Here is a 12,457-nt window from a genome sequence, read left to right on the forward strand (position 1 = left end):
AGGGCATCTTCGGGCGCAACGATAAGATTCTTACCCTAGCTTTAATAAAACCTAAATAGCTTTATATTCCTATAAGCACGTTATTTTCCGTTTGTGGAGGATATATACGCATGAACACCGAGTTCACCAATGTGGCTAACTTTGCAACTTCCCGCCGATTGTGCAGTTCACCCGCAAATTGGTAAGAAAAATGATTGTGATTCATAGGAACAGAATGGCACCAAGTTGGTTCAGCTTGGAACATAATGCTGCTCGTAAGGCGGATTGAGGCTGAGGGCGATGTCGGAAACGCGGGACCTAAAAAAATATAAGAATTCGAAAGGTTTAGTTGAGATCACCGACGACGAAGTAGACCGAATGCTTTGTCGCCGGCCAGGTTTCGAAGGTATTGTGAGTTTCAAGGAAATGGACGAAAAGCTTGCAGTCTTTCTGCGCAAAGCTCGCGAAGACGAAAAACTCACTAGAGCAGACTTCGCTTCCATCGTCGGTCTCTCAACAGCCGTATACGGTCGCTATGAGCGTGCCTTCTCGAGGATTACAGTCACAAGGATGATCCACTTGTGCGAGCTTCTTGATTTTCAGCCGATCGACATGCTTTTTGCAGCCGCACCTCATCTTTACGGGCGTACGCCCGAGGAGGCGAAGGATCACCTCGAATTATCGCACCTTATACGAGGTCTACCGCATGAGACTGTCAGAAATCTTATCGGGATCGTCTCACGTATAACACCTGAGGATCGCCTTGATAAAGTGAAGACTGAAAACCGCTAGGCGGCCTCCTTATTTCCTTCATCCTGCAAGCTGTAAAGATAGTCAGCAACGGCCTGAGCCTTAACAGCGGCTGTGACGATCGCACGCTTATCCTGGTTGAGAACCTTCAGCCAGCTTTCCAGATACGTCGCGATGTTGTCGCGTGGGTCGTGCTCGATGCCAAGGTCTGCGCATATGAAGGCTGCCGAGAGTTCGGCAACGAGCTCTTCCACGGCATAGGTTTCAGTCCCGAACCGGCAGGAAAGATTGCGATCTAGACGCTGTTTAGCGCCAGTCCAGTGACCGAGTTCGTGAAAAACCGTACTGCAAAGATGGATTCCACTTAGGAAGCGTTCACGTGCGGGCATCTCGATGTCGTTGGGATCTGGACGATAGCAGGCGTGCTTGCCGTCGTAGGTAATCTTCGCGCCGGTTCGACCGATAAAGTCTTTGACATGCCCGAGGAGCGGCATAGAGCCTTCCGGAAAGTCTTCAATCGGGCTCTTGAAGCGGTCGGGTAGGCCATCAATCTGCTCGACGTTGAAGACGGTGTGTAAACTGCGCCGGGTTTGCCGGAGGCCATTTCGGTCAAGTTATGCGGCCATGGCTGGTTCGTCCAGCATGGCGTAATACCGGTCCTCGGCTTCGGCTGGCGGTATATTCCCGATAGGCTCCAGAAGCCGTCGATGGTTGAACCAATCGACCCATTCCAAGGTGGCGAACTCACCGCCTCGAAGCTGCGCCATGGTCCACGCCGATGAATGACTTCGGCCTTGTAGAGACCGTTGATCGTTTCGGCGAGGGCGTTGTCGTAACTGTCGCCCACGCTTCCGACAGATGCCTCGATACCAGCTTCTGCCAATCGCTCGGAATAGCGAATGGACACGTATTGAACGCCCCTATCCGAGTGATGCACGAGGCCGCCGCCATGAGCGGGACGCCGATCATGAAGTGCCTGCTCCAGCGCATCGAGGACGAAGCTTGCATGTGCTGTCCGGCTCGCCCGCCAGCCGACGATGCGACGAGCGAAGACGTCGATGACATCCGCGCAAATGCGTAGCATTTGTGTAAACGCGATTTTCTGCGCACGNTGACTTGAGGTGGTCGGTGGCGAGACCAACTTCCCGCTGGTTCCCGAGCCGGATCGCATCGACCAGCGCGAGGTACTCATAGAGTGCGTCGTCCTTCAAAACCGCGTCCGAGCACGGTCTTGAAGAGCGGCTCCACCGCCTGCCCCATCTCCCTTCCGCTGGCATAGGGCCAAACGTAGTTGTACGTCCCGCCGCTGATCAGGAGTTCCGTGAGCATAGGTGCTGCGAAGGCACTCAGTATGCCGCACTGCATTGGCCCAACTTGGGCGGGGAAGACGAACTTTAGCCCGGTGGTAATGAAGCCGAACAGGTTCCTTCGGCTTGGCTTAGGCTCGTTCTTGCTGTTGTCTTTTCGCGCGACGCCTGATGCGACACTGCGCTTGATCGACTGCGCTATTCCGGTCTTGCTGATCCCGAGTAGCGCCTCTAGGTTCCGAACAGAATATAGGTCCCCCCCCCACGGATACCGATCTCAACTGATCAATGCCCTTGGTAAGTTCCTGGTCTTTAAAGCTTACCAGCTTTAGCAGGACGACGATATCTTGGCTCTTCATAAACACTGTCCTCTGTCCTAGGACTGAGGACAGCTAGCCCGAAGCAGTGCGTAGATAACGCGTACATTTCGCGAGAAATTTACCGGAAACCATGAACAGTTTTCAGCTTTCGTTAGGGTGATTGCCACCGCTGTGATGCTATGATCGAACAAAGGCTGGATGACGAAGCCATATGTCGAACCAAGAAATCATACAATATCGACACTTCAACCTAAGTGACTGATTTATCATAATTTCACTCCACCAAGATTACTGTTCAACAGTTCGAATCCCATCAAGGCTTGTGGGGCGCGAGGAAGCTTTCCCGTTGATGCGGGCTTATTATGTCCTAAGGGTGATCTTTCGGTTAGCCACAGAAGGCAACTTCAACGCTGACTTTACGGATCATCTGCGCCACTTGCGGTAAAGCCCGCACGACTGCGCCCTTGTTCGTGCCGATGAACACGTCCTGCATCGGAAGGCGGGACTGGGTTTGCAGCAAATGCACCGTTCCGGCTTTCAACTGCGCATGAAGCAGTCTGCCTGGCAGGATGCTGATTCCCGTACCTGCCTCGACCAGATTGAGAATGGCACCCAGGCTGTTGCAGACGTTCAGGCGAAGGCCGAGCTCACGGTTGCCGCTCAAGGCACTGGTCGTCAGGGCATGGAGATTGGACGGGGCGGGCGTGGAGAAGATCCGCTGTCGAAGAAGCATCGCATCCGAGACGAATTCGCGAGGCATCTCGAGCTTGGGGCTGGCGAACCATTCCACCGTCTGACGGCCCAGCAGTTCTAGCGCGACATTGTCGTGTTCAGGCGGCGTCGACAAGACTGCTATATCGAGCAGCCCCTCGGACAACTGTCGAGCGAGGTTGTGGCTGGTGTCGACAGTGGCTGCAACGCGGGTCTCGGGAAAGCGGACGTCGAGCTCATCAAGCAAGGCCGGCAGGCAAACCACGGCGAAGCTGTCCATGACGCCTACCCTGAGTGTCGGTAGGCGGGTGTTGCGTGTCTTGATATTGGATTCGATATCCCGGGCTATGCCGATCATTGCTTCGGCATAGTGCTTGAGCGCCTCGCCCTCGCTGGTCAGTTGCAGCTGACGCTTCTGCCTGATGAACAGCGGCACGCCGAGTTGCTCCTCCAACTCCTTGATCCGGTAGGACACGGTTGGCTGGGTAATGCTCAGCTTCTCCGCTGCGGCGTTGAAGCTGCGCAATTGCGAGGCCCAATAAAATGCCTCGACCGCTGAAAAGCTGAGGGCCATGTCCATCCATAGAAAAATTCGATCGATACCGCGCAATATCCTAATTGGATTTTGGATTCAATCACTCCTAAGCTCACTCCATGAGCAGTTAAGTTAGGTGGTCAAAAAATGGACAAAACCATTTCCCGCGCGCATATCCTCGAAGATCTGCCGGAAATTGCGGATATTCAGTCGGCCGAGTTGCGCGAGAAGGTTATCGACGCCTGGGTGTTCGCCCTCGAGCGCTCGTCCTTCGATCGCGTCACCGACATTCAGGGCGAGGGCAGCCCGAACATCTTCTCCCTGAAGCGCGGCACGCAGGATGCGCATCTTCGCGGCGTCACCCGCCTGGCTCTGTCGATCTACGAGGAATTCAAGGCCACCTATCCTGAGGCCAAGGTCGACCGCGATATTATTCTGGCCGGCGGCCTTTGCCACGATATCGGCAAGACCTGGGAATTCGATCCGGTCAAGCTGAAGCGCTCGGCCGAACGCGGCGACCGCTACGGCGACCCGACCTACCGCCATTCCGCCTATGGTGCGCATGTCTGCCTTTCCGTCGGCCTTCCCGACGAAATCGGCCACATCTGCATGGGCCATGCGATGGAATTCGGACAGATCGGTCACAGCACCGAATGCTTCATCATCCGGCAGGCCGACCACACCTGGTGGCTGGTCGCAGCAGCACTCGATCTATGTCATCCCGACACGATCGCGCAGGCGGGCAAGAATATCCGCGTGCGACCGCTCGGGACCGAGTGAAGACTGGAACTGTAAGGCGCGAAAGCCGAGGTTAGCATGGATTACACCTTCCAATTCGGCCTATTACTAAACTACCTACCGCAGTTCATCAGCGGCTTCTGGCTGACGATGCTGCTGGCGTTCGTGGGCATTTTTGGGGGCATTGCTTTGGGCATCGGCTGTGCCGTCGCCTCTACCTTGCCGGGCTGGCTGCCGCGCTTCCTTGTCCGGTGTTACGTGGAGGCGATGCGTAACACGCCGCTTCTGGTACAGATCTTTGTGATCTTCTTCGGACTCCCGAATATCGGCGTGCGGATGTCGCCGCTGGCCTCGGTCTTTATCGCGCTAGTTCTTAACAATGGCGGTTACATCGCCGAGATCGTCCGCGGTGGCATCCAGTCGACGCATCGTAGTCAGGTGGAAGCGGCCGAGAGCCTCGGGATGACCTATCTCCAAACGCTCCGCTTCGTCATCCTGCCACCGGCGCTCGAGAAGGTGTTCACACCAATCGTGTCGCAATGCGTGCTGCTTATGCTGTCCACCAGCCTCGTTTCGGCGATCGGCGTCGAGGATCTGACAGGGGCTGCGATGATAGCCAGTTCGGAAACCTTCCGCACGATGGAGGTCTATCTCATGATTGCCGCCGTCTACGTCCTGATGAACTTCGTCTTCCGGGCCATTCTGAACCTTGCCGGGTTGCTGATTTTCCGCCGCTCGCGCCGCAATATTTTCAGGGGGATCTGACATGCGTACCTTTGGCTCGCCGGAATTCTTCTTCATTTTTTACGCGCTGCGCTGGACATTGACGCTGACTGCGATCGCATTCGTGGGCGGGGGGCTGGTTGGCATCGCGCTCGCCGTGATGCGCATCTCGTCTTCAAAAGCTCTGCGCGTCGCGACCTCAGCCTATATGCAGTTCGTCCAGGGTCTGCCGCTGCTTATCCTGATGTTCATCTGCTACTACGCCCCATCGCTGTTCGGCTTCGAAGTTAGCGCTATCGCAGCTGCCGCCGTGGCATTGACAATCAACTCCAGCGCCTTTCTCGGTGCCATCTGGGAAAGCGCGCTTCGGGCCATTCCGAAGGCGCAGTGGGAAAGCGCCGATGCCCTGGCACTGCACCCCTTTAAGGTCCTTCGCTTTGTGATTGCACCCCAGGCCATCCGGCTGGCAATGCCTTCGACCGTTGGCTTTCTCGTGCAGATCATCAAACAAACCTCGATCGCCTCGATCATCGGCTTTGTCGAAATTACCCGTGCCGGCCAGCTCGTCAGCAATGCGACATTCGATCCGCTGAAATCCTTCCTGGCCGTGGCCGCATTCTACTTCGCTGTGTGTTTCCCGCTTACCCAGCTCAGCCTCTGGCTCGAGAGCCGTGCCGCAAAACGGGGAGCCCATGCCTGACCCATCTCATCATCAACGACACGAAGAAGGTCGCTGATCATAACCGGAACCCAAAACTGAGAGGATACAACATGCGCCTGAAATCCCTATTCATGCCCCTGATCGGTCTCGCCATCGCTCTGGGCGCAACTGCGGCCTCCGCCGCCTCTCTCGATGATATCATTGCCCGCAAAAAGGTGCTGATCGGCGTCGATCTTTCGGTCCCGCCCTTCGGCATCACAAACGCCGAAATGCAGCCTGACGGTCTTGACGTCGATGTCGCCAAGCTGCTTGCCAAGGATCTTGGCGTCCAGCTGGAACTCGTGCCCGTCACCGGCCAGAGCCGCATTCCGTCGCTGCAGACAGGAAAGGTGGACTTCGTCGTCGCAAGCTTCGGCATCTATACCGAGCGCGCACTGTCGGTCGCCTTCTCCAACCCCTACGGCGGCCACAAGTCCGTGATCATCGCGCCGAAGGGCACCGAGGTCAAAAGCCTGGAGGACCTGAAGGGTAAGAAGGTTGGCGTACCGCGCGGTACCGCGCATGAAAAAGTGCTGTCGGCGGCCAATATTGCGGGAATGGAGCTAGTCCGATTCGACGACGATAGCACCACGCTGAACGCGCTCGTCGCCGGTCAGGTGGATGCGATCGGGACCGTCAACTATATCGGCGCGCAGCTGCAGCAACGTTATCCCGACAAGTTCGAGGAAAAGGCGACTTATCTGCAGAGCTTCTACGGTGTGGGCCTGCGTCGTGGCGATCCGGATCTCCTGCACTGGCTGAACACGGTTCTCTTCGTCCACAAGCAGAGCGGCGAGCTCGGCCAGATCTACGAGCATTGGATGAAGACGCCGATGCCCGAACTGCCGTCCTTCTGACCCCAAATGGCCGCAGAGGGCAGCATATGCTGCTGCCCTCGCATTTCCATCGAGAGGTAAACATGTCTGTCGTAGTCGCAAACGATATCCGCAAGAGCTTCGGGCCGCTCGAAGTGCTCAAGGGCGTCTCCCTGAATGTTGAGGCGGGCGAGGTTATAGCGCTGATCGGGCGGAGCGGCTCCGGCAAGAGCACGTTCCTGCGTTGTCTCAACGGACTGGAAACGGTCGATAGCGGCCTTATCCAGATCGCCGGCCATGCCATGTCGCGCAAACCGGCGGCCCTGAGGGAGCTCCGGCGCGACGTCGGTATCGTTTTCCAAAGTTATAATCTCTTCCCGCATCTGACGGCAGGCGAAAACATCATGCTCGCTCCCGTTCAGGTGAAAGGCGAGACCAAGGTCGCCGCGCGGGACGAAGCGCAGCGCTGCCTGTCCATGGTTGGGCTCGGAGACCGTTTCGATGCCTATCCGGACATGCTTTCGGGAGGCCAGCAGCAGCGCGTGGCAATCGCTCGCTCGCTTGCCATGCGCCCCAAGGTTTTGCTGTTCGACGAGGTGACCTCCGCGCTCGATCCAGAACTCACCGGCGAGGTGCTTGCGGTCATTGAGGATCTTGCCCGACAGGGCATGACCATGCTGCTCGTGACCCACGAAATGGGTTTCGCGCGCCGGGTAGCCGACCGCACAATCTTCATGAAGGACGGCATCATCCATGAGGGTGGGCCTTCCGCCGAATTTTTCACAAATCCCAGAACGCCCGAACTGCAAGCCTTCCTCAGATCAGAGATCGGCTGACCGTCACATAACGCGTTTTGGTTTCCACATTGAGCCCCCGTCGGGAGGAGAGGAACAGCTGTGTCAAAAAAACGGAAAATTGCATTGATTGGTTGCGGAGTCATGGGTCACGCAATCGGCTCACGTCTCCTGAAAACAGGCCATACCGTCATCGCCTTTGACGTCGATCCGGCCAAAGTGGCGCAGATGACCGGCCAGGGCGCGGATGCCGCCTCTACCGCATCGGACGCCGCGTCGCGATCCGACGCTGTGGTTCTTAGCCTCAACTCCGCAGCGATCGTCCGCGAAGCGGTGTTCGGTTCCACCGGCGTCGTCAAAGGCGCCTCGGCTGGAACGGTGGTGATCGACATGTCGTCGATTGATCCGATCCTGACCAGGCAATTCAGTGCGGACGCAGCAGCGGCAGGCCTGAAATGGGTGGATTGCCCGCTTTCCGGCGGAGCGCCGAAAGCCTACGAAGGCAAACTGACCGTGATGGCTGGTGGCAACCCCGCCGACTTCGGAGAGGCGAAACCGATCCTCGACGACCTTTGCCAGAACCTGACGCTGATGGGCCCGAGCGGCGCTGGCCAGACGACCAAGCTGATTAATCAGGTTCTATGCGCGCTCAATTTCGTTGCCGTGGCCGAAGCAACCAAGCTGGCAATCGACTCCGGTGTCGATGCGCAGCGGATCCCTGCGGCGCTGAGCGGCGGCCGCGCCGACAGCGCGATCCTGCAGGAGTTCATGGGCAAGATGGCGCGCAACGACTACTCGCCGACCGGCCGGATCGACAACATGGTGAAGGATCTCTCCGCCGTGCAGTCGCTGGCGGTCCACACGGGCACGGCGATGCCTATGACATCGCTCTGCATGGAGATCCATCGGCTGATGGTCTCCGCAGGCCTCGGTGCGGTGGACAATGCCGTCCTGATGAAGTTTTACGATGGCCCAAAGGCCTAACGAGGAGGAATGACATGCTGATCCGCTACGCAGAATTCGTCGGAACGATCAAAGCCGGCAGGCAAGAGGAATTCTACAGTTTCGTAGAGAAAACGCTGACGCCGCTATGGACCAAATTCGACGGTGCGGTGAGCGTTTCCGTCTGCCGCGAGCTGGAACGCGACGAGGGTGCGCCCTCCATGCCCTTGCTTCTGGTCATCACCTATCCGGACCACGCAGCTCTTGAGCGCGCCATGGCTTGTGACGCGCGCTTCCAGTCGCGCGAACAGACACAGCACCTGCTGACCATGTTCGACGGCAAGGTCTATCACCGCGTCACGAGTGCCGCGATCCACGATCTCTCGGCACAGAAGTAAGCGCGATGACGTTCCCGCTTTTCGATCTTGCCGGCCTCATGGGCTTCAACATGGATATTGCCTATAGCGATGTCTCGGCCAAGTATTTCACCAGGGACATGACCTTCATGGCCAACCCAGTCGAACTGGCAAGGCATTCCAACTTCCTCTTCGTGACGCTTGCCGCCTCGACCGTGAGCCGCCACATCGACTCCAAACCGGTGATCGAGGCGCTCGGGCCGGAAGGCGTGCTGATCAATATCTCCCGTGCTTCGAATATCGATGAAGACGCCCTGCTTGATGCGCTCGAGCCATGAAGTAGCCGGTACGATCGAAGCGTTAGGCGAAGGCGTGTCGGGTCTCGCGGTCGGCGACCGGGTCGCAGTCTCGCCGTCGCGCCCCTGCAATGCCTGCGAATACTGCCTCAGGGGCCAGCAGAACCATTGCCGAATATGCGTTTCTACGGTTCGGCCATGCTCATGCCGCATATTCAGGGGGCGTTCCGGGAGCGGCTCGTTGCCGAAGCTTACCAATGCCATAAGGTTGCCGATGGCGTATCGATCAACGAGGCGGCAATGGCCGAGCCCTTCGCGGTTGCCCTGCATGCCGTGAACCGTGCTGGCGTGTTGACCGACCAGCGGGTGCTGGTGACCGGCTGCGGCCCGATTGGGGCGCTCGCCATCATCGCCGCGCGTGCCATGGCGCCCGCGAGATCGTCGCAGATCGGGTCATCATTGTGGTCAACAGCCCGGAAGAACTGTCAGCCTATTCCGCCAACAAGGGGTATTTCGACGTCCAGTTCGAGGCTTCGGGGCAATGAGCGCGCCGTGCGCACCGGTCTCGAAGTGCTGCGCCCGCGCTCAACTCGGTGCAGCTCGGCCTCGGGGGCGATGTCTCCATTCCTCAAAACATGGTCGTCGCCAAGGAAATCGAAATGAAGGGAACATTCCGTTTTCACGAAGAGTTCGGCATTGCCGTTGATATCATCAACAAGCGCCGCGTCGACCTGAAGCCGCTACTGACCGGCACTTTCACACTGGAGGACGCAAAAACGGCTTTCGAAACCGCCGGCGACCGAAGCAAATCGATGAGGGTCCAACTGTCATTCTGACATCTGTGCCTCGTACGTGGTCACGGGAGCTTTAAGGTTGCGGTGCGAAGGTATTGCAAACTTAGGGCTATTTGGCGGGGTAATGCCATCCGTGCCTCTTGAATTGTTCAAACCATTTATGCGTCTCGGTTGTTACACAAATAGCGGGGTCGTCAGTTCGGCTCCTTTCAAGAGCTGACCCTCTAATATCGGACGAAAAGCTAAAACGAACCGGCGGACCATCTACTTGCCGACATAGGCAGCTAGTTCGTCAGGGGTTCCATTCGGAAAAGCTTCCTTCAAGAATTCTAAGAACGCAGACACGCGCGCGCTCAACAGCCGGCGTGATGGGTAAAGCGCCCAGAGCGCAACATCGGATTTTTCGATGTCTCCCCAAAATATCAGCGTGCCGTCGGCCAGATCCTGGCTGACCAGTGAGACCGGCAAGCGTGCAACCCCAACGCCTGCTCGTACCGCGTCACGCACCATGATCATCGAGGAGAGGGCGAGGATCGGCTCGACGACGACCGTCGCTGGACCGTCTGGTGTCGCAAGCTTCCAGGCTTGCCGATTACCAGCGCCGCGCACAACGCCCTGTACGGACTCTGCTCCGACCGGCCGGCCAAGCCTGGGGCTTGCGACGACCACAAGACGGTCGCGCAGGAAGATCCTGCCGACCAGGGCCTCGTCTGGCTCCGGATTGACGCGGATAACCAGATCATAGCCCTCCTCGATCATATCCACCGAGCGGTCTTCCGTGGTGATCTCCAGCCTGACATCCGGATATTTCAGCGCAAAACCTGCCGCGATCTTGCCCATGGCGGTCTGCGACAGCAGGAGCGGGGCGCTGATCCGCAACCGTCCGCGCGGCTTCTCCGCGCCGGATGCAATGCTGGCCGCGGTTTCGTCGATCTCCGTCAGAAGAGCGACTGTCCGCTTATGAAGCGCCCGCCCTTCCTCGGTGAGTTTCAGGTTGCGCGCACCGCGCTCGAACAGTCTGATCTCAAGCGCGGCCTCCAATTCCATGACGCGGCGCGACAAGGTCGCCTTTGGTCTGCCTGTGGCGCGAGCGGCTTTGCCGAAGCCGCCATGACGGGCAACGAGATTGAAATCGGTGAGTGCGACCAGGTCCATATATTCGTTCCATTGGTGAGACGGTGTGTCCAAAATACTGGTCTATTGGATCAGTAGTGAACCGATCATAGTCCGGGTGTCAAGCAAACACATCGGCAAACACCGCCGACCTCACCAGGAGATACCGCAATGACCATTCTCGTTACCGGCGCAACAGGCAATATCGGCGCTAAGGTTGTCCAGCACCTCGTCGAGCGCGGCGCTGATGTTCGTGCCCTCGTTCGCGATCCCTCGAAGGCCAGTTTTGGGGCAGGCGTCGACGTCTTCAAAGGCGACTTTCTCGACGTCGACCTGCTGCGCACCGCCTTCGACGGCGTATCGACCCTCTTCCTGTTGAATGCCGTCGCACCAGACGAATTCACCCAGGCCCTTATCGCTCTCAATGTCGCCCGCGCCGCAGGCATCGAACGCATCGTCTATCTTTCGGTCATCCATCCCGACGTCTACGTGAACGTGCCGCACTTCGCGGGCAAGTTCAGCGTCGAGCGGATGATCGAGCAGATGGGGATGCATGCGACCATCCTGCGCCCGGCTTACTTCATCCAGAATGACCTGATGATCAAGGATACCATCACCGGCTACGGCGTCTACCCCATGCCGATCGGGACCAAGGGTCTCGCCATGATCGACGTGCGCGACATCGCCGAGATCGCCGCTCTCGAATTGTTGCGCCGCGAACAGGCCGCACAGCCGCTTCCTCTCGATCGCATCAATCTGGTGGGCCCCGACACTTTGACGGGAACGGACATCGCCGCCATCTGGTCTGAGGCTCTTGCTCGCCCGATCCAATATGTGGGTAGCGACACGTCGGCCTTCGAACAAAACCTGCGTCAGTTCATGCCGCCGTGGATGGCCTACGACATGCGCATGATGGGCGAGCGTTTCCTGACAGACGGCATGCTGCCGGAAGGTGGCGATGTCGAGCGACTGACGACACTTCTCGGCCGCCCACTCCGCTCCTATCGCGACTTCGCTGCTGAAACCGCTGCCTCTGCCTGAGGCAGGCCGTCCTACATCTCAAAGAAGGACTATTGTCATGATCTATTCAACCGCAACCGTTCCCGTGAACCCTGACGGCGAAACAAAGCTTACCCGAGAGCAAATCTGGAAGGGCCTGGAGATGAAGGCGCGCGATGCCCGCCTGTTTCTCCCGCCCGGTCTCTGCACCCGCTGCGATGTCGTCGAGGAAAATGCGACGCACTTTGTGCGCGAGGCGACCATTGCCGGCGCCGACCTGCGCGAAATCATCACGCTGGAGCCGCAGAGCAAGGTTACCTTCTTCCAGGCCACTGGTCCGCGCGAAGGCGCCATTGTCAACGAGTTGTTCGAGGACGAAAACGGTACCCTCCAACTGAAATTCTACTGCTATATCGGCCTGCGCGGCAAGGAGCCGAATGGCCCTGAGGAGCAGGCGGAGCAGGCACAGTTCGACAGCGACAAGGGCTACAAGGCCGCATTGCTGTCTACCCTAAAACGTACCCGCGAACTGGTGGCCGAAGGCCGGCTTTGATCACGACCGAAAACAACTCGGACAGGGCAGCC

Annotated in this window: 12 protein-coding genes and 5 pseudogenes; 12 read left to right on the plus strand and 5 right to left on the minus strand. The window is 58.1% G+C overall.

Features of this window, described 5'->3' with window-relative positions:
* Positions 1–279 precede the first annotated feature (279 nt).
* Entirely contained in the window at positions 280–771 is a 492-nt protein-coding gene (locus IFT84_RS11755) for a helix-turn-helix transcriptional regulator (RefSeq protein ID WP_192119535.1), read from the plus strand.
* Here the strand turns inward: IFT84_RS11755 and IFT84_RS11760 are convergent.
* The 4 genes and pseudogenes from IFT84_RS11760 to IFT84_RS11770 form a co-directional block, all read right to left on the minus strand.
* Positions 768–1,304 (minus strand): annotated as a pseudogene (locus IFT84_RS11760) (ArdC family protein); the annotation flags it as partial. The gene IFT84_RS11755 and the pseudogene IFT84_RS11760 sit on opposite strands and share 4 nt — an antisense overlap.
* A gap of 39 nt (positions 1,305–1,343) precedes the next feature.
* Positions 1,344–1,840, minus strand: a pseudogene (locus IFT84_RS11765) (DDE-type integrase/transposase/recombinase); the annotation flags it as partial.
* A gap of 1 nt (position 1,841) precedes the next feature.
* Positions 1,842–2,395 (minus strand): annotated as a pseudogene (locus IFT84_RS21790) (hypothetical protein); the annotation flags it as partial.
* 346 nt (positions 2,396–2,741) lie between these two features.
* On the minus strand, positions 2,742–3,641 hold the full coding sequence (locus IFT84_RS11770) for a LysR family transcriptional regulator (RefSeq protein WP_192119537.1): 900 nt from the start codon (positions 3,639–3,641) through the stop codon (positions 2,742–2,744).
* A gap of 108 nt (positions 3,642–3,749) precedes the next feature.
* Between IFT84_RS11770 and IFT84_RS11775 the strand changes: the two genes are divergently transcribed.
* From IFT84_RS11775 to IFT84_RS11815, 9 genes and pseudogenes are all read left to right on the plus strand, one after another.
* Complete coding sequence (locus tag IFT84_RS11775) at positions 3,750–4,382, plus strand: HD domain-containing protein (protein WP_192119539.1); 633 nt, start codon at positions 3,750–3,752, stop codon at positions 4,380–4,382.
* 36 nt (positions 4,383–4,418) lie between these two features.
* Positions 4,419–5,105 (plus strand): amino acid ABC transporter permease, encoded by a 687-nt coding sequence (locus IFT84_RS11780; protein ID WP_192119541.1) that lies wholly within the window; start codon positions 4,419–4,421, stop codon positions 5,103–5,105.
* A gap of 1 nt (position 5,106) precedes the next feature.
* Positions 5,107–5,763 (plus strand): amino acid ABC transporter permease, encoded by a 657-nt coding sequence (locus IFT84_RS11785; protein ID WP_192119544.1) that lies wholly within the window; start codon positions 5,107–5,109, stop codon positions 5,761–5,763.
* A 71-nt stretch (positions 5,764–5,834) separates the two neighbouring features.
* Positions 5,835–6,620 (plus strand): transporter substrate-binding domain-containing protein, encoded by a 786-nt coding sequence (locus IFT84_RS11790; protein WP_192119546.1) that lies wholly within the window; start codon positions 5,835–5,837, stop codon positions 6,618–6,620.
* Positions 6,621–6,682: 62 nt separating this feature from the next.
* Entirely contained in the window at positions 6,683–7,414 is a 732-nt protein-coding gene (locus IFT84_RS11795) for an amino acid ABC transporter ATP-binding protein (protein WP_192119548.1), read from the plus strand.
* A 60-nt stretch (positions 7,415–7,474) separates the two neighbouring features.
* Positions 7,475–8,356, plus strand: a complete 882-nt coding sequence (locus IFT84_RS11800) for an NAD(P)-binding domain-containing protein (protein WP_192119550.1) — start codon at positions 7,475–7,477, stop codon at positions 8,354–8,356.
* 14 nt (positions 8,357–8,370) lie between these two features.
* On the plus strand, positions 8,371–8,712 hold the full coding sequence (locus tag IFT84_RS11805; protein ID WP_192119552.1) for a hypothetical protein: 342 nt from the start codon (positions 8,371–8,373) through the stop codon (positions 8,710–8,712).
* A 35-nt stretch (positions 8,713–8,747) separates the two neighbouring features.
* A pseudogene (locus IFT84_RS11810) lies at positions 8,748–9,002 on the plus strand (NAD(P)-dependent oxidoreductase); the annotation flags it as partial.
* Position 9,003: 1 nt separating this feature from the next.
* Positions 9,004–9,802, plus strand: a pseudogene (locus tag IFT84_RS11815) (L-idonate 5-dehydrogenase); the annotation flags it as partial.
* 222 nt (positions 9,803–10,024) lie between these two features.
* Here the strand turns inward: IFT84_RS11815 and IFT84_RS11820 are convergent.
* Positions 10,025–10,915, minus strand: coding sequence for a LysR family transcriptional regulator (locus tag IFT84_RS11820; protein ID WP_192119556.1), 891 nt, complete (start codon positions 10,913–10,915; stop codon positions 10,025–10,027).
* Positions 10,916–11,044: 129 nt separating this feature from the next.
* On the opposite strand from IFT84_RS11820, the gene IFT84_RS11825 reads away from it, so the two are divergent.
* Positions 11,045–11,914: an SDR family oxidoreductase gene (locus IFT84_RS11825; protein WP_192119558.1), complete on the plus strand. Its 870-nt coding sequence runs from the start codon at positions 11,045–11,047 to the stop codon at positions 11,912–11,914.
* Between the two features lie 37 nt (positions 11,915–11,951).
* On the plus strand, positions 11,952–12,425 hold the full coding sequence (locus IFT84_RS11830; RefSeq protein WP_192119559.1) for an SRPBCC family protein: 474 nt from the start codon (positions 11,952–11,954) through the stop codon (positions 12,423–12,425).
* Positions 12,426–12,457 lie beyond the last annotated feature (32 nt).

Origin of the sequence: Rhizobium sp. CFBP 8762, from assembly GCF_014841565.1 — a bacterium.
GTDB lineage: Bacteria > Pseudomonadota > Alphaproteobacteria > Rhizobiales > Rhizobiaceae > CFBP-8762.